Here is a 17,455-nt window from a genome sequence, read left to right as displayed (position 1 = left end):
TTCACTCCACGGCGGCCGGTTCCAGTGGCGGCGTGGTCTGCGCGTCCGGCCGCATGCTGCGGGTCCACACCAGGAATCCCCAGGCCACGAAGCCCGCGTAGACGAGATACAAAGCGGCCGACGGGTAATACTCCGCCCGCACCAGCAGGGGGATGCCGACCAGGTCGACGGCGATCCAGATCAACCAGAACTCGGCCAGCCCCCGGGCCATGCCGTAGGTCGCCAGCACCGATCCGGTGAAGATCCACGCCTCGGCCCACGGACCGTAGGAGCCGAGCCACGCGAACAGCTGAGCGAACACCGCCGTGCCCGCGAGCATCGCCACCACGAGAACGACGCGTTCGCGCGGGCCGGCCCAGCGCGGGTCGACGCCGCGGTGCTCGAGCCCGGTCTCGCGTGCGGAGTGGCGATACCAGCTCCACCACCCGTACACGCTGACCGCGACGAACATCAGTTGGCGTCCGGCCTGTCCGGCCATGTTCAGCTGCTGTGGGGTGTGGAACACGCCGCCGACGAACACGGTGAACAGCAGCGCGTTCCCGGCGATGCCGACCGGCCAGGCCCAGACGCGCCGCCGCATGCCGCCGATCGCGGAGGCCAGGCCGAAGCCGTTGCCGATCACTTCGCGCCAGAGGATCTCCGAGCCCGCGATGTGCAGCTTGGCGTCGAGCAGCGTGAGGATCGGGTTCACCTGTCGTGTAACCCGCGGTGGGGGGTATCTCATCCGATCGGCTCGCCGCGATTCGAAATCCACGCTGCCGCCGCGGTGCGGACCGTAACGATTGCGCAATCTGGCGGCACGATTCGCAATGTCGGTGCAATGGGGTGCTCTTATCGTGGCCGTCATGAGGACGGACAGCGGTACCGCCGGGGGGACCGGAATTCAGCTCAGCGGATTGACCAAGACCTTCCGGGTCGGACGGAAGACCGTGCAGGCGTTGGCGAGCGTCGACCTGCACACCGAGCAGGGCGCGTTCCTGTCGCTGCTCGGCCCGTCCGGTTGCGGCAAGTCGACGGTGCTGCGCATCCTCGCCGGCTTGGAGACCCCGACCGCCGGTACGGCGCTGATCGATGGTGCCACGCCCGCCGAACTGCGCGGCCACCACGCGCTGGGCATCGCGTTCCAGGATTCGGCGCTGCTGCCGTGGCGATCGGTGGAGTCGAATATCAAGCTGCCGTTGCAAGTCGCGGGCATCGCCCCGGAACCGGGCCAGATCGATGACCTGATCCGGTTGGTCGGGCTGGAGGGTTTCGAGAAGGCCAAGCCCGCCCAGCTGTCCGGCGGTATGCGCCAGCGCGTCTCGATCGCGCGGGCGCTGGTGGTGAAGCCGACCGTGCTGCTGCTGGACGAACCTTTCGGCGCGCTCGACGACATGACCAGGCAGCGGCTCAATCTGGAGTTGCTGCGGATCTGGACCGAGAAGCCCGCGACCACGCTGATGGTGACCCACGGCATCGCGGAGGCGGTGTTCCTGTCCGACGTGGTGGCCGTGCTGAGCCCGCGGCCGGGGCGGGTGCTCGAGCTGGTCGAGATCGACCTGCCGCGCCCGCGGCTGCCGGAGATGATGCGAACGCCGGAGTTCCACAAGTTGCACGACTACCTGTCGGAGCTGCTGTTCGGGACTTCGGGGAAGGGAGGCGTCGCATGAACGGGTCGCACTCGGAACGCTGCCCCAGTAAGCCGGGCAGGCAGCGGTCGAGCGCGTGGACCGGGCCGGTGCGGTGGCACCCGCTCGCGTGCCGGCTCCGTCGGGCCGGAGGTGGGGAGTGAAGCGCTTCGGCGGCGTGCTCGGCGTGCTCGGGCTGGTCGCGGTGTGGTGGGCGCTCGCGGCGTTCGAGGTGGCGGGCGGCACCATACCGAGTCCCTGGCAGGTGCTGCACACCATGTACACCGACGGATGGGATCTCTACGGCCCCAATTTCCGGATCACCGCGCTCGGCGCGCTGCAGGGATTCGTCTGGGGCAACGGCCTCGCCATCGCGCTGGCCGTGCTGATCATGCTGGTCCCGCCGATCGAGTCACTGGCCACCCAGCTGGCGATCCTGAGCTATTGCACGCCGCTGCTGGCGCTGGGCCCGATCATCCTGGTGGTCTTCGGCGGACGCACGCCGACGGTGTTCCTGGCCGCGATGTACTGCTTCTTCACCACGATGGTCGGCACCGTCGCCGGGTTGCGCTCGGCCGACCGGACCAGCCTGGACCTGGTGCGCGCCTACGGCGGCGGACGCTGGCAGCAGTTGTACCGGGTGCAGGCGATCTCGGCGCTGCCGAGCACCTTCGCGGCCTTGAAGATCGCCGCGCCGTCGGCGGTGCTGGGCGCGATCATCGGTGAATACCTCGGTGGCGTGGACAGCGGGATCGGCGTGGCCCTGACCGCCGCGCAGACCTCCTACAACGTGCCGCGCACCTGGGGTATGGCGCTGGTCGCGGCGGCGCTGGCCGGACTCGGATACGCACTGGTGGCGCTGGCCGCGCGCTTGGCAGCTCCATGGACCGCGCGGGAGGCGCGATGAAAAGCTCCATCGCGAAGCGGGTTCCGCGCGACCAGGTCGAGGAGGCCCGATGAAGCTCCTGCGACGGATCGGGATCTTCCTGCTCCCGCTGGCCACCTCGCTGCTACTGATGCTGGTGATCTGGTACGTCTTCCTGAAGGCGTTCCCGCAGGTCGGTCCGCGGGTCGGCAAGACACCCGGCGATATCTGGACCTACTTGGTCACGGCGCCGAACGCCGCCGCCGCACGGCAGGCGATCCTGGACGACCTGCAGATCACGCTGCGCGACGCGGCCATCGGATTCGGCGCGGGCATGCTGGCCGCGCTGGCGGTGGCGGCGCTGTTCGTGTCGTTCGCCGCGGTCGAGCAGACCTTCCTGCCGGTGGCGATGCTGCTGCGCTCGGTGCCGCTGGTCGCGCTCACGCCGATCATCGTGCTGGTGTTCGGCCGTGGCCTGGCGGGGGTCGCGGTGCTCGCGGGGATCGTGGTGTTCTTCCCCGCCCTGGTCATGATCACGGCGGGACTGCGCGACGCGCCGCGGCAGGCGCTGGAGCTGGTGGCCGCCTACGGCGGGTCCCGGTGGACCGGGTTGCGCATGGTGGCCGTGCCCGCGGCTCTGCCTTCGGTGTTCGCCGCCGCGCGGATCTCGGTGCCGGGCGCGCTGATCGGCGCGTTGCTCGGCGAGTGGCTGGGCAGCGGAACGGGACTGGGAGCCAGCTTGATCCGGGCCATCCCCACATTCCAATACAGCAAGCTGTGGGCCTCGATCGTGATCGTCACGCTGGTCTCCGTGGTGCTGTACGCGATCGTCGGCGTCATCGAGAACCTGGTGCTCGCCCGGTTCGGGCCGGAAGCCGGACGACTTTGATTCAACGGTCACCCCGGCGAAATTTGCGCGAATCCGCGCTCGGAACGTCAAAGTAAAGAAAATGAAACGCGCTACACCTAGATTCGGCCCATGACACCCGTGCAACGCTCCACGTTCGGGCACCTGAACCGACGCTCGTTTTTCCGTTACTCCGCGCTCGCCGGCGCCGCGCTGGGCGGCGCGGGAGCGCTGGCCGCCTGCGGCGGAAACTCCGGCGACTCCTCGGGCGGCACCACCGCGGACGGTTCGAAATACGGCAGCGTCGCGGTGCAGCTGTCCTGGCTGAAGAACATCGAGTTCGCGGGCGAATACTTCGCCGACGCGAAAGGGTATTTCCGGGAAGCCGGCTTCGGCTCGGTCGACCTGATCGCAGGTGGCGCGGCCAGCACGTCGGTGGAGGCCGGATTGGACACCGGGAAGGTGTGGCTGGGGCTGTCCGCTCCGCAGACCACCGCACCGGCGATCCTGGAGGGGCTCCCGGCCAAGATCGTCGCCACCACGTATCAGAAGAATCCGTTCGCGATCGTCTCCTCCGCGGCGAGACCGATCAATTCGCCCGAGGACATGAAGGGCCGCAAGATCGGCGTGCAGGACACCAACCAGTTGATCTTCAACGCGCTGCTCACGGCCAACGGGATGAAGCCGGGCGATGTCACCGTCGTGCCCGCGCAATTCGACCCGACCCCACTGGCCAACGGCGAGGTCGACGGGTGGGTGAGCTATGTGACGAACGAGCCGATCACGCTGGCGGCAAAGGGCTTCCAGAACACGCACTTCCTGTTCGCCGACTTCGACCTGCCGCTGGTCGCGGAGACGCTCACGGTGGCGCAGTCCACCATCGACAAGGAGCGCGACAAATTGAAGGCGTTCCTGGCCGCCGAGATCAAGGGATGGAAAGACGCGGTGGCGGACCCGGCCGAGTCGGCCCGGCTCGCCGTGGAGGTGTACGGCAAGGACCAGAAGCTCGATCTCGCCGAACAGACGAAAGAAGCGATCGCGCAGAACGATCTGGTGGTTTCGGCGGACACGGCCGCGAATGGCTTGCTCTCGATGACCGATGCGCTGATCGAGCAGAACATCGCCGCGTTGCGCACCGCGAAGATAGATATCAAGGCCGCGCAGCTGTTCGACCTGTCCGTGCTGCGCGAGGTGTATGCCGAGAACCCCGGCCTGAAGTGACTAGATGCCGACAGCGGTTTTCGGAGTGATCGGGATTTCACCGCTGTACGGGTCGGCCGCTCGCGCCGGTTGCGCGGCGCGGACGGCCAGCAGTTCCGCCGCGATCGCGACCGCCATCTCGGGCGCGGTGCGTGCGCCGATGTCGAATCCCGCGGGCGAATGCAGCCGCGCGAGTGTCTCCGCGCTGAAACCGCCGGCCTGGAGATCCTCCATGCGCCGGATGTGCACCTGACGTGAGCCCATGGCGCCGAGATAGCCGAGCTCGGGTAGTCGCAGCGCCACGGTGAGCAGCGGGATCTCGAACATGGGATCGTGCGATAGGAGGACTATGGCTGTGCTGCTGTCGATTTCACCGGCCGCGGAGAGCGTGTTGAGATAGCGGTGCGGCCAGTCGACCACGACCTCGGCGCCGGGAAACGATTCCGGGATGGCGAAATTGGGGCGCGAGTCGCAGATCGTCACCCGGTAGCCGAGCAACTCGGCCTGCACGGTCAGTGCGGCGGCGAAAGAATTGGCGCCGAAGATGATCAGGCGCGGCGGCGGGGCGAAGGAGGAGACGAAGACGTCCGAATCCGGTAGCGCGACCAGTTCGGTGGCGTGCTTCTTGTCGGTGATCAGGTGCTGGCCGATCAGGTCGGCATCGGAGTTCCAAACCACCGTGAAGACGGTGACCCTGCGGTGTGCCGCGATCTCGGCGGCGACATCCGGGAACTCCGGGAAGTGTCTTCGAGAGAACGGTTCGGTGAAGACGTCCATCATCCCCTCGCCGTTGGCGCCCGACTCCAGGCCGGTGGCCACGCCGAAGCGGTGCATCGCGCGGCGGCCGGTGCGCGCTGCCTGGAGCACCGCCTCGTACGCGATCTCCTCCAGCCCGCCCGCGGCGACCGAACCGTAGACGCCCCCGTCCGGGTCGACCAGCATCGCCGAGCCCACCGGTAAGGGGGCGGCGCCCACGGTGCGCACAACGGTGCCGAGTCCGCCGGTCCGGCCCGAGTGCCACACCCGCAACAGGTCGTCGACGATGTCCCGCATCAGCTAGCTCCGATCACCGTGCGGTCGTGGCCGGGAAGTCACGATCGACGCCCGTCGCCAAATCGTCGCACGTGACGCACACCATATCGTTTCTGCCGGTCAAATAGGCGCGGGCTCCGGAATCTCCTGATGCCGACCCAGAAATCGCATTCCAGTGCTTGTGGGTTATAACAACGGGGTGCCCAGGTGTGTTGTGGAACACAGCGCGCGCCAGGCCGCTCGGGGCCGCGAGCGCGGCGGTGAGCACCCGGGCCACCACGTCGGCGCCGACATCGGGGGTGTCCACCGGCATGATCGCGGCGTAGCGGGCCGGGGTGCTCGCCGCCGCGATCAGACCCGCCCGCAGTGAGGCGCTCAGCCCGGTAGCCCAGTCGGCCGCCCACACGTGGCGCACGTTCGGCGGCAGGTCGACGATCTCTGGTTTCGGGCCGGTCGCGCCGAGGACCACGATGACCGGATCGCACCCCCCGTCGCGCAGCGCGGTGACCGTCGCGCGCAGCCAGGCGCCGCCCTCGGCGAGCACTTTGGGTTTGCCGTAGCGGGTCCCGGCGCCTGCGGCGAGCACGATGCCCGCGCACGGTGCGACGACCGGGCGATCAGGGTCAGCCATAGCTAAGAAGGTAATACCGGGCGGTCTGCGCCGCACGATGGAAATCCGGTGCTCAGACGTATTCCCGTCGTGTCGGTGTGCGCGACACGCCGATGGTGATCCATCCCGTTCCGGTGGCGGCTCACCGGGTCGTATTCGATGCTGGTCCGATGACGGATCAGCGAGCCGGAATCGCGGCGTTCGACGCGCTGTCCGACGAGGCGGCCTACCGGGCGGTGCTCGGCTGCTGCTCGTCGCCGGGCTTCGCGCGGTCGCTGGTCGAGGGCCGTCCGTACCGCAGCGTGGCGGCGCTGCTCGACGCGGCGGACGCGGCGTCGGCGCGACTGCCGGAGGCCGAACTCGACTCGGCGCTCGCGGGGCATCCCAGGATCGGGGAGCGGCCGCACTCCGCCGCGTCGGCCCGGGAGCAGGCAGGGGTGGCGGGAGCGGCCGACGCGGTACGCGCGGCACTCGCCGCGGGCAACCGTGCCTATGAGGAACGGTTCGGGCATATCTACCTGGTGTGCGCGAGCGGAAGATCGGCCGAGGAGTTGCTCGCACTGCTCAACGCCCGGCTGCGCAATGATCCCGAGACCGAAAGGCGTGTCGTGCGAACAGAACTGGGGAAGATCAACCGCATCCGGCTGCGCGCGCTGCTGGAGCAGCGGTCATGAATGCGCCCGTGGTCATGACGGAGCCGAGCGCCGGCGAGGCGCGGTCATGAGCACACTGAGCACCCACGTGCTGGACGCGATGCTCGGTGCGCCCGCCGCGGGCGTCACGGTGACGTTGTACCGGCAGGATCGGCGACTCGATTCGGGCGAAACGGATGTCGACGGACGGGTCGGGGCACTGGGCGAAGCGCTCGCACCCGGAACCTATCGCCTGGTGTTCGACACCGGCGCCTACTTCGCGGGCCGTGACGTCGAAACCTTCTTTCCCGAGGTGGCCGTCGCGTTCGTCGTCACCGAGGAGCGGCACTATCACGTCCCGTTGCTGTTGTCGCCGTTCGCCTTTTCCACCTATCGAGGGAGCTGAGCCGAGCATGGAACTGACCGGGCCGATCGTGCTGACCGACCACCGATACGGCAAGGCGGAGAACCGGATCGTCCGGATCTACCGGGAGGGCGCACGGCACGAAATCCGGGACGTGAACGTCTCCACCGTGCTGCGCGGCGACTTCGCCGACGCGTACATCGCGGGTGACCAGGCGAAGGTCCTGCCCACCGACTCGCAGAAGCACACCGCCTACGCCTTCGCGAAGCGGGCGGGGCTGCGGACCATCGAGGACTACGCGCTGGCGCTGGCCGACCATTTCGTCGCCGAGATCGAGCCGGTGCGCAGCGCACGCGTCGAGGTCGACGAATACGCCTGGGAGCGGGTTTCGGTCGGTGGCGTCGAGCACGACCACACCTGGGTGCGCCGGGGGACCGAGGTGCGCACCGCGGCGGTCACCGTGACCGGTAGCGGCGCCGATCGGCGGGCCTGGGTGGTCGGCGGGGTGAAGGACCTCACCATCCTGAAGTCGACCGGCTCGGAATTCGCGGACTTCCTGACCGACGACTTCACCGTGCTCGCGCCGACCAACGATCGAATGCTGGCCACCTCGCTGGTCGCCGAGTGGCGCTTCGCGGGCAGCGAAGGCGTCGACTGGGACGAGGTCTACACCGGAGTGCGGGCGCGGTTGGTGGAGACCTTCGCGACGCTGCACTCCAAGGCGCTACAGCAGACGCTGTTCGAGATGGGCAAGGCCGCGCTGACGGCGTACCCGGTGCTGGCCGAGATCCGGCTCGCGGCGCCGAACAAACACCACTTCGACTACGACCTCGCCCGCTTCGGCCTCGAGAACCGCGGCGAGGTCTACCACGCCGACGACCGCCCCTACGGGCTGATCCACGCCACCGTGGCACGTGCCGACGCGCCGGAAGCGGGCCCCGCGTGGACCAGGTGACCGTCATCGCGGACTGTGCCGTCGCGACCGTCGACGCGCACGGGACCGAGTACGACCGCGGCTACGTCGTGGTGCGGGGCAACCGGATCGACGCGGTCGGCGCGGGCGACGCGCCGGACCTCGACCCGGATGCGCGGCGCGTGGACGGGCACGGCTGCCTGCTGACGCCAGGGCTGGTGAACACCCACCACCATCTCTATCAATGGATCACCCGCGGCCTGGCCACCGACCACACGCTGTTCGAATGGCTCACCACGCTCTACCCGGCCTGGGCGGGCATCGATGAGGACGGGGTGCGCGTGGCCGCCACGGGTGCGCTCGCCGCGCTCGCGCGCACCGGGTGCACCACCACCACCGATCACCACTACGTGTTCCCGCGCGACGGCGGTGACCCGCTCGCCGCCGAGATCGCCGCGGCGGCGCAGGTGGGCCTGCGCTTCCACCCCTGTCGTGGATCGATGGACCTGGGGGTGAGCGCGGGCGGGTTGCCGCCCGATCACTTGGTGGAGCGTCTCGACGACATCCTCGCCGCGAGCGCGGAGGCCGTCGCACGCTGGCACGACCCGTCGTTCGACGCCATGGTGCGGATCGCGCTGGCGCCCTGCTCGCCGTTCTCGGTCACGCCGGAACTGCTGCGCGAGTCGGCCGCGCTGGCCCGCGCCACCGGAGTCCGGCTGCACACCCACCTCGCCGAGACCGTCGACGAGCAGGACTACTGCGCGGCGACTTTCGGCTGCACGCCCGCGCAATACCTGGAGCGGCTCGGCTGGTTCGGTCCGGACGTCTGGTACGCGCACGCCGTCCACCTGGACGACGGCGCGATCGACGCGCTGGCGCGAACCGGTACCGGCGTGGCGCATTGCCCCACCTCGAACGCGCGGCTGGGCGCGGGCGTCGCCCGCACCGCCGATCTGGTGCGCGCGGGCGTCCCGGTGGGGCTCGGCGTAGACGGAGCGGCGAGCAACGAGGCCGGTTCGATGATCGAAGAGCCACGCCACGCGCTGCTGTGGGCGCGCAACCGGGGCGGACCGCGGGCGATGACCGTACGCACCGCGCTGGAACTGGCCACCATGGGCGGCGCGCGAGTGCTGGGCAGGGCGGCCGAGATCGGTTCGATCGAGGTGGGCAAGCTGGCGGATCTGGCGCTGTGGCGGCTGGACACGGCCGCGCACGCCGGGATCGCGGATCCGGTGACCGCCCTGGTGCTCGGCTCGGCCCCGCCGCTGGCCGCGCTGCTGGTCAACGGGCGTGAGGTGGTGCGCGAGGGCGAGGTGCGGACGGTAGACACGGACGTGATCGCCGTCGAGGTGGCGCGAGCCCAGGCGGCGTTGCTCGCGAAAGCGGGGTGAGCGACTCGACCGGGGGCGGCGTGCTCGAAGTCGATCGTGGACCGGACGGCCGGGTACATCGACTGCGGTGCCGCGACACCCGCGCATTCGAGCGCGGACCGGAATGCTGGGTGCACCGCGCCCCTGAAGGCGCTGCCGCGTGGCCGAAGTTCCCTCGCGACTGGTGGGCGAGGTGTCGTGCCTGGTCAGGCCGGACGCGCAATACTGAAGCAGTGTCGGCTCGTACGGCCTGTCGAGGCGGGCGGGAGCCGTGGTGTGTGGACGGCACGCCCGCAGAACGCTCGGCCGGGACGGTTCCCGGGCCGCGGGTGGTCGTCGTGCGGCGAGGTAACGGCCGCGCAATCTGACATGCGTCGCGCGCAATACAGCGGCAACCGACTGGCTCTACGGTGACGGAGAGGCAGGAACGAGGTGAGACGTGGACCTGGACACGATTCGCGAGGTGGTCCTCGCGCGCGAGCGCGACGACCTGGCGGTGCTCGGCCCTTCGACCGCGGTGCTCGCCGGAGGGACCTTCCTGTTCTCCGAACCGCAGGAGCAGCTGGTGCGCCTGGTCGACATCACCGGCCTGGGGTGGCCCGCGTTCGAGATCGTGGACGACGGACTGGAGATCGCCGCGACCTGCACCCTGGCCGAGTTCGCCGGAGCCGGACCGGGACGTGAGCTGGGGACGCCGGTGTTGCGCGAGCTGTGGCCGGGGACCGCGCTGTTCGCGCAGTCCTGCCGGGCACTGCTGGCCTCGCACAAGATCTGGCGCACCGCCACCGTCGGCGGCAACGTCTGTCTCGCGTTGCCCGCGGGCGCGGTGCTCGGCGCGCTGGTGGCGCTGGACGGGATGGCGGTGGTGTGGGCAGCGGGCGGAGGCGATCGGCATATCCCGCTGCGCGAGTTCGTCATCGGTCCCGGCCGCACGGTGCTGCGACCCGGGGAGGTGTTGCGATCGATTCGCCTGCCGCGGTCGAGCCTGTTGGCGCGCACCAGCTTCCGGAAGATCGCGCTCGCGCCGCTCGGCCGGTCCGGCGCCGTGGTGATGGGGCGGCGCGAACCCGGCGGCCGCAGCGCGGTTACCATCACGGCCGCCACCACGAGGCCCGTTGTGCTGGACTTCGCCACGCCGCCGAGCGAGGGTGCGCTGCGCGACGCCCTGGTCACGATCGATTCCGCGCTCTGGTTCGACGATCCGCACGGGTCGCCGCAGTGGCGCAGGCACGTCGCGGGGCGGCTCGCCGGTGAGGTCGCCGGGGAACTGCGGGGGCCGTGATGCGATTCGAGGTGGACGGCAGGTCCGTCGAGATCGACGCGCGGCCGGGCCAATGCCTGCGTTCCGTGCTGCGGGACAGCGGCGCCACGGCGGTGAAGAAGGGGTGCGATACGGGCGATTGCGGGGCCTGCTCGGTGCTGGTGGACGGAATGACAGTGCACTCCTGCGTCGTCCCCGCCTATCGCGCCGCCGGACGTTCCGTCACCACCGCGGCCGGGCTGGGCACCCCCGAGCACCCGCACCCGGTGCAGCGCCGATTCGTCGACAAGGCCGCGTTCCAATGTGGGTTCTGCACCGCGGGCATGGTGGTCACGGCGGCAGGGCTGGGATGCGCCGCCGGTGAACAGGCCGGCATGTCCGGCGACGAGCTCGCCGAACTCATGAAGGGAAATCTCTGCCGCTGCACGGGGTACCGCGCCATCCGCGCCGCGCTGGGTGAGCCGCTCACCCCGGACGATCCTGCCGCCGTCGCCCCCGATCGAACCGAGACGTCCGCCGCGGGCGCCGGTGTCGGCGCTCCGGCCGGGCCGCGCATCGTCTGCGGTAGCGAGCCGTTCACCCTGGATCTGCCGCCGGTCGAATCCCGGGAGGAGGGCGGACCGCGAACGGGCGATGTCTCTGCTCCGCCGACCGCCCCGCTGCACCTCGCGGTGCTGACGAGTCCGCACCCCCACGCGCGCATCCGCGCGATCGGCACCGCCGCCGCCGAGGCGCTGCCCGGCGTGCACGCGGTATTCACCTATGCCGACGCACCGGACGTGCCGTTCTCCACCGCGCGGCATGAACTTCGCACCGACGACCCGGACGACACCTACGTGCTCGACCGGACCGTCCGATTCGCCGGGCAGCGGGTGGCCGCGGTGGTGGCCGACAGCGTCGCGATCGCGCGCGAAGCGTGCCGTCTGCTGGTCGTCGACTACGAGACCATGCCCGCGGTGTTCGATCCGCGGGACGCGCTGCGCGCCGACGCGCCGAAACTGCACGGCGACAAACCGGCCTCGGCTCGGATCACCGATCCCGGCCGCAACCTGGTCGCCGAGCTGCACGGCGAGGTGGGCGACGTCGCGGCCGGTCTGGCCGCCGCCGCCCACGTGGTGCGCGGTGTCTGGTATTCGCCGCGCGCACAGCACGTGCACCTGGAGACGCACGGCGGAGTCGGATGGCTGGACGACGCCGGACGGCTGGTCATCCGGTGCAGCACCCAGGTGCCGTTCCTGGTGCGCGACGAACTGTGCCGCCTGTTCGGATTGACCTCGGCTCAGGTGCGGGTGTTCGCGGCCAGGGTCGGCGGCGGATTCGGCGCGAAGCAGGAGATGCTGGCCGAGGACCTGATCGCGCTGGCCGTGCTGCGGACCGGCCGTCCGGTGCAGTACGAGTTCTCTCGCTCCGACGAGTTCACCTCCGCGACGTGCAGGCATCCGATGCGGGTCGCGGTGACGGTGGGAGCCGACGCCCACGGTGTGCTGACCGCCTTGGCCGTCGACGTGCTCGCCGACACCGGCGCCTACGGCAATCACAGCGGCGGGGTGATGTACCACGGCGTCGGTGAGTCCGTCGAGCTGTACCGCTGTGCCAACAAGCGGGTCGACGCGCAGGCGGTCTACACCAACAACGTTCCCTCCGGGGCGTTCCGCGGTTACGGCCTCGGCCAGGTGATCTTCGGAGTCGAGTCGGCCTTGGACGAGCTCGCGCACGCGATCGGCATGGATCCGTTCGAACTGCGCCGCCGCAACGTCGTGGCGCCCGGTGACCGGTTCGTCGGCGCCGCGGTGAACGAAGGCGACCTGATCTTCGGCAGCTACGGCCTGGACCAATGTCTCGATCTCGCCGAACGGGCGCTGCTGCGCGGCAACGACGTGCACGCGCCCGGCCCGGAGTGGCGGGTCGGCACCGGCATGGCCGCCGCGATGATCGCGACCGTCCCGCCGCGTGGGCACCGGTCCGCGGCGGCGGTGTCGCTGCTGCCCGACGGCCGCTACGAGATCCGGGTGGGCACGGCGGAATTCGGCAACGGCACGACGACGGTGCACGCCCAGCTCGCGGCCACCGCGCTGGACACCGAGGTCGCCCGCATCGTGATCCGGCACGCCGACACCGACCTGGTGGACTACGACACCGGCGCCTTCGGCTCCACCGGCATCGTGGTCGCGGGCAAAGCCGTGTACGCGGCGGCGTGCGCGTTGCGCGGGCTCGTGCTGGCCAGAGCGGCGGAGCTGACGGGCGTCCCGGAGCGGGACTGCGTGCCCGGTCCGGGCGGCGTGTTCTGCGGTGACCGGCTGCTCGGCGCGGAGGAACTGTTGACCGGCGGCGAGCTCACCGCCCACGCCGAGCACGGGGGCAGCCCCAGGTCGGTGAGCTTCAACGTGCACGCCTTCCGCGTCGCCGTGCACCCCGGCACCGGCTCGGTGCGCATCCTCCAGTCGATCCAGGCCGCCGACGCGGGCACGGTGCTCAACCCGGTGCAGTGTCGCGGGCAGGTGGAAGGCGGTGCCGCGCAGGCCATCGGCACGGCGCTGTACGAGGACATGCGCAGTGCGCACGGTGTGGTCGGTGCGCGAATTCTGCGGCACTACCACGTGCCGCAATTCGCCGACGTGCCGCGCACGGAGGTGTACTTCGCCGAGACGGCCGACGCGCTCGGCCCGCTGGGCGCCAAGTCGATGAGCGAGTCGCCGTACAACCCGGTCGCACCCGCCTTGGCCAACGCGATCCGCGACGCGGTGGGCGTGCGGCTGGACCGCTTGCCGATGACCGCGGACCGGGTCTGGGCCGCCCTGCGGGAGAAGGGGTCACGATGAAGGTTCCGGAGAACGTTCGCGCGCGGATCGAGTCGACGCTCGACGCGGTCGACGCCGAGCTGCGCCGCAGATATCCCGGATCGAATGGCCGGTCGCAGCCGATCCATACGGTGTACGTCCCGGCCGACCGGGTCGCCGAGGAGACGCCAGGGGAATGGGGCGCGACCGCGGTCGAACTGCTCGACCGCCACCACGATCTGCTGGCCACGCTGGACGAGACCGGCTCGCTGCCCGACGTGCGCAAGCGGCTGGAAGCGGACCCGGTGCAGGACTTGCGTATCGACTTCGAGGACGGCTACGGCATGCGCGCCGACGCCGAGGAGGACCGCGCGGCTTCGGCGGCGGGCGCCGTGCTCGCGGCCTGGGCGCGGCGCTGCGAAGGCCCGGCCCGCAGTGGCATCCGGATGAAGGGATTGGCCGGCGACGAGCGTCGTCGTGCGCTGCGCACGCTCGACCTCGTGTTGGAGAGCGCGGGCGGAGTGCCGGAAGGGTTCGTCTTCACCGTGCCGAAAATTCGTGCCGTGCAACAGGTTACAGCTCTGGTTCAGCTGTGCGTAGGGCTGGAACGCGCGTACGGCATAGCGGAGGGCAGCCTGCGCTTCGAATTGCAGATCGAGAGTCCGCAGGCGATCCTCGCGGCGGACGGCACCGCCCCGGTGGCCCCCATGCTCACTGTTTCCGAAGGCCGCTGTAGTGCCTTGCATTTCGGTACCTACGACTACACCGCCGCCTGTGGCGTCGCCGCGCCGGACCAAGCGCTCGACCACCCGGCCGCCGATTACGCGAAGGCGGTCATGCAGGTGGCGGCCGCGCAGACCGGGGTGTGGCTGTGTGACGGTTCCACCCAGATCGTGCCCGGCGCAGACCCGGAGGCGGCGCTGCGCAACCACCACCGGCTGGTCGCCCGGGCATTGCGGCGGGGGTACTACCAGGGCTGGGACATGCATCCGGGTCACTTGGTCACACGCTGGCTGGCCACCTACGACTTCTTCCGCCGGGCGATCGATGTGGCGGTGCCGCGCTTGCGCGACTATCTGGCCCGGCGTGGCGGCGATGTCGTGGACGAGCCCGCCACCGCGGAAGCGCTGGCCGTCACCGTGCTGCGCGGGATCGATTGCGGTGCCCGCCCGGACGCAGGGGCTCCGGAATTGACCGAGGCGGTCCTGCGCGCGCTGGCGGCACGCGCGCCGATCCCGACGGAGGTGACGTGATCGGTCATCCGAACGGGGTGGTTCCGAAAGACACAGGAGGCGCGATGCGCGACCGGGGCGACGACGAGGAGTTCACGCTGCTGCCGGATCTGGCGGTCCGGCCGCTCGGCGGCTCGGTGATCTGGGCGAACGACGAATTCTTCGCGGAGAAGGAGAATTTGATCAACCCTGGTCCCGCCCTGTACCAGCCGTCCAGCTTCGGGCACAAGGGCCAGATCTACGACGGCTGGGAGACACGCAGGCACCGCGGGCAGCCCGGCGACGACTCCGCGATCGTGCGGCTCGGTGTGCCGGGCGTGATCCGCGGGATCGTCGTGGACACGGCATGGTTCACGGGCAACTACCCACCGGCCGTCTCGGTGTCCGCGCTGGAGATCGAGGACTATCCGCCTGCGGAAACGATTGCCGCGCGGGACGATTGGGTGATGCTGGTCGATCGCTCTCCGGTGACCGGCGACAGCCGCAACCAGTTCGCCGTCGAGAACGAGAAGCGCTGGACGCACGTGAAGCTCACCATGCACCCGGACGGTGGCGTGGCCAGGCTGCGAGTGCACGGCGAGGGGCGACCGGATCCGCGGCTGCTCGGCCTGGGCCCGCTCGATCTGGCCGCGCTGGAGAACGGCGCGCTGGTGCTGGACTGCTCCAACCGCTTCTACAGCTCGCCCAACCAGCTGCTCTATCCCGGCCGGGCCCGGTCCATGGGCGAGGGCTGGGAGACCGCCCGGCGCAGGGACGACGGCAACGACTGGGTGCGCGTCCGCCTGGCCGGACCGGGACTGATCCGGCTCGCCGAACTCGACACCTCCTACTTCCTGGGCAACAGCCCGGGCGCGGCCCGGCTCACCGGACGCACCAACGACGGCACCGAACTGGAGCTGTTACCGCGCACCGCGCTACAACCCGATACCAGGCACCGGTTCCCGATCGCGCCGATGGCCGCGTCGGTGGAAGAGGTCCGCCTGGACATCTACCCCGACGGCGGGCTGGCGCGGCTGCGACTGTACGGCGAGCTCGGCGCATGAGCGGGGGCGCCGGGCGAAAGTCGATATCGCGCATCGCGGCTGCCGGAGCCGGGCGTCGACCAGGCGCAGTCGTGAGGCAGGCCCAAGGGTCGGTGGGGGAGCGCCTCCGATGCACAGTCGTGAAGCGGGCTCATGGGCTGGTGGCGGAGTGTCCGCGAGGTGCCGTTGTGAAGCGGGCTCATGGGCTGGTGGCGGAGAGGGTCGGAGCCGGGCGTGGACCAGGCGCAGTCGTGAGGCAGGCCCATGGGCTGGTGGCGGAGGGGCGGGGAGGCGCAGTCGTGTGCAGCCGGGCGCGAGGACGGCGGCGGAGCGTCGGCGAGGACCAGTCGTGACCGGCGGGGCGCGAAGGCGGCGGCGGAGCGTGGATGAGGCGCAGTCGTGAGCGGCCAGGACCGAGGGTGGCAGCGGGGCGTAAGAGTCGAGGGTGCGAGGGATTTCGTCGGTTACGGCCCGAACCCACCGGACCCTCGGTGGCCGGGTGAGGCGCGGATCGCGGTCCAGTTCGTGCTCAACTACGAAGAGGGCGGCGAGAGCAGCGTCCTCGACGGCGACGAATACTCCGAGACGTTCTTGTCGGAGATGACGCCCGCGGAAGCGTTCCCGAACCGCCATATGAGCATGGAGTCGCTCTACGAATACGGCTCCCGCGCCGGGCTGTGGCGAGTACTGCGCGTCTTCGAGCGACGCGGGTTGCCGCTGACGATCTTCGCCGTCGCCCGCGCCCTGCAACGAAACCCGGAGGCGGTGGCGGCCTTCGGGGAACTGGGTCACGAGATCGCCTGCCATGGCCTGCGCTGGAAGTCCTATCAGCTCACCGACCGCGACACCGAACGCGCGCACATGACCGAGGCGGTGCGCATCCTGACCGAGCTGACCGGCGACGCGCCCCTGGGCTGGTACACCGGCCGCGATTCGCCGCACACCAGGGAATTGGTGGTCGAGCACGGCGGCTTCGTCTACGACGCGGATTCCTACGCCGACGACCTGCCCTATTGGGTGCGCGTCCACGGCCACGACCATTTGGTGGTCCCCTACACCCTGGACACCAACGACATGCGCTTCGCCTCGCCCGCCGGTTTCCCGACCGGCGAGCAGTTCTTCGCCCACGTACGCGACGCCTTCGACGTCCTCTACCGCGAAGGCGCGGAAGGCAGCCCGAAAATGCTGTCCATCGGCCTGCACTGCCGCCTCATCGGCCGCCCAGCCCGCACCGCCGCCCTGGAACGCCTACTCGACCACATCCAGTCCTACGACCAGGTCTGGCTCACCCGCCGCATCGACATCGCCGAACACTGGCGCACGTTCCACCCCCCACCCAACTCGCCCTGAACCGACAACCAGCCCGACCGGATGCGCTCCTCCAAACGGCGCCGAATCCCCCGTACTCACCCACGAGTGGCACATGCCTGTGGCGAAATGCGAGTACGGCTCTCGCTGATGTGCCACCCGTCAGCAGGTAGTTGGCGCGTACGCCTGCGATGAGAGTGTTTACGCCTCGAGTTTCCTTGCGAGTCGCGCGTGTGGAGTCGTTATGCGGGCGGGCGGAGCTCCCCTGATTGCACCCCCGCGGTGAAGGCGTCCCATCCTGCGGGCGGCCGGATATGCGGCGCCGGTGTGTGGGGTGCTCGGTGAACCGGAGTGCTCCCGCTAGCCGCGTGGTTCTCGGCGCTTCCCTGCCGGGGCTCGCGTGGAGTCGACCGCT

At 70.1% G+C, this 17,455-nt stretch carries 16 protein-coding genes; 13 read left to right on the top strand and 3 right to left on the bottom strand.

The window, feature by feature from the left end; genetic code table 11:
- Position 1 precedes the first annotated feature (1 nt).
- A complete protein-coding gene (gene pnuC, locus ON19_RS28090; RefSeq protein WP_043699158.1) occupies positions 2-691 on the bottom strand; it encodes a nicotinamide riboside transporter PnuC in 690 nt (229 codons plus the stop codon).
- A gap of 154 nt (positions 692-845) precedes the next feature.
- Between pnuC and ON19_RS28085 the strand changes: the two genes are divergently transcribed.
- The 4 genes from ON19_RS28085 (at position 846) to ON19_RS28070 (ending at position 4,540) form a co-directional block, all read left to right on the top strand.
- Positions 846-1,649 carry an ABC transporter ATP-binding protein gene (locus ON19_RS28085; protein WP_043699680.1) on the top strand — a complete coding sequence of 268 codons (804 nt, stop codon included), beginning with the start codon at positions 846-848 and terminating at the stop codon, positions 1,647-1,649.
- A gap of 118 nt (positions 1,650-1,767) precedes the next feature.
- Positions 1,768-2,514, top strand: coding sequence for an ABC transporter permease (locus ON19_RS28080; protein ID WP_227954492.1), 747 nt, complete (start codon positions 1,768-1,770; stop codon positions 2,512-2,514).
- 49 nt (positions 2,515-2,563) lie between these two features.
- On the top strand, positions 2,564-3,361 hold the full coding sequence (locus ON19_RS28075; RefSeq protein ID WP_043699156.1) for an ABC transporter permease: 798 nt from the start codon (positions 2,564-2,566) through the stop codon (positions 3,359-3,361).
- Positions 3,362-3,451: 90 nt separating this feature from the next.
- Entirely contained in the window at positions 3,452-4,540 is a 1,089-nt protein-coding gene (locus tag ON19_RS28070) for an ABC transporter substrate-binding protein (RefSeq protein ID WP_043699154.1), read from the top strand.
- Here the strand turns inward: ON19_RS28070 and ON19_RS28065 are convergent, their stop codons facing one another.
- Together ON19_RS28065 and ON19_RS28060 are read right to left on the bottom strand one after the other, a co-directional pair.
- Positions 4,541-5,572 carry an XdhC family protein gene (locus ON19_RS28065; RefSeq protein ID WP_043699152.1) on the bottom strand — a complete coding sequence of 344 codons (1,032 nt, stop codon included), beginning with the start codon at positions 5,570-5,572 and terminating at the stop codon, positions 4,541-4,543.
- A 13-nt stretch (positions 5,573-5,585) separates the two neighbouring features.
- Positions 5,586-6,182, bottom strand: a complete 597-nt coding sequence (locus ON19_RS28060; protein ID WP_051169375.1) for a nucleotidyltransferase family protein — start codon at positions 6,180-6,182, stop codon at positions 5,586-5,588.
- Between the two features lie 149 nt (positions 6,183-6,331).
- On the opposite strand from ON19_RS28060, the gene uraD reads away from it, so the two are divergent.
- The 9 genes from uraD to puuE all read left to right on the top strand — a co-directional run bounded on the left by uraD (position 6,332) and on the right by puuE (position 17,082).
- Positions 6,332-6,835: a 2-oxo-4-hydroxy-4-carboxy-5-ureidoimidazoline decarboxylase gene (gene uraD / locus ON19_RS28055; protein WP_043699673.1), complete on the top strand. Its 504-nt coding sequence runs from the start codon at positions 6,332-6,334 to the stop codon at positions 6,833-6,835.
- 46 nt (positions 6,836-6,881) lie between these two features.
- Positions 6,882-7,199: a hydroxyisourate hydrolase gene (gene uraH / locus ON19_RS28050; protein ID WP_043699150.1), complete on the top strand. Its 318-nt coding sequence runs from the start codon at positions 6,882-6,884 to the stop codon at positions 7,197-7,199.
- 7 nt (positions 7,200-7,206) lie between these two features.
- Positions 7,207-8,112 carry a factor-independent urate hydroxylase gene (gene pucL, locus ON19_RS28045; RefSeq protein ID WP_043699148.1) on the top strand — a complete coding sequence of 302 codons (906 nt, stop codon included), beginning with the start codon at positions 7,207-7,209 and terminating at the stop codon, positions 8,110-8,112.
- The gene (locus ON19_RS28040; protein WP_043699146.1) at positions 8,100-9,461 is read left to right on the top strand and encodes an 8-oxoguanine deaminase; all 1,362 of its coding nucleotides are present in this window, start codon (positions 8,100-8,102) and stop codon (positions 9,459-9,461) included. Before pucL ends, ON19_RS28040 begins: the two co-directional genes overlap by 13 nt.
- A gap of 418 nt (positions 9,462-9,879) precedes the next feature.
- Positions 9,880-10,722, top strand: coding sequence for an FAD binding domain-containing protein (locus ON19_RS28035; RefSeq protein WP_043699144.1), 843 nt, complete (start codon positions 9,880-9,882; stop codon positions 10,720-10,722).
- Positions 10,722-13,520 carry a molybdopterin-dependent oxidoreductase gene (locus ON19_RS28030; RefSeq protein ID WP_043699142.1) on the top strand — a complete coding sequence of 933 codons (2,799 nt, stop codon included), beginning with the start codon at positions 10,722-10,724 and terminating at the stop codon, positions 13,518-13,520. The genes ON19_RS28035 and ON19_RS28030 overlap by 1 nt, the downstream gene beginning before the upstream one ends.
- Positions 13,517-14,731 carry a DUF6986 family protein gene (locus tag ON19_RS28025; RefSeq protein WP_043699140.1) on the top strand — a complete coding sequence of 405 codons (1,215 nt, stop codon included), beginning with the start codon at positions 13,517-13,519 and terminating at the stop codon, positions 14,729-14,731. The genes ON19_RS28030 and ON19_RS28025 overlap by 4 nt, the downstream gene beginning before the upstream one ends.
- A 44-nt stretch (positions 14,732-14,775) precedes the next feature.
- Positions 14,776-15,753 (top strand): allantoicase, encoded by a 978-nt coding sequence (gene alc / locus ON19_RS28020; protein ID WP_043699138.1) that lies wholly within the window; start codon positions 14,776-14,778, stop codon positions 15,751-15,753.
- A gap of 378 nt (positions 15,754-16,131) precedes the next feature.
- Entirely contained in the window at positions 16,132-17,082 is a 951-nt protein-coding gene (puuE, locus tag ON19_RS28010; protein WP_051169374.1) for an allantoinase PuuE, read from the top strand.
- Positions 17,083-17,455: the final 373 nt, after the last annotated feature.

Source organism: Nocardia abscessus NBRC 100374, assembly GCF_000308455.1.
GTDB lineage: Bacteria > Actinomycetota > Actinomycetes > Mycobacteriales > Mycobacteriaceae > Nocardia > Nocardia abscessus.
The sequence above is the reverse complement of the archived record's forward strand: the minus strand, read 5'-3'. Positions and strand labels throughout refer to the sequence as shown.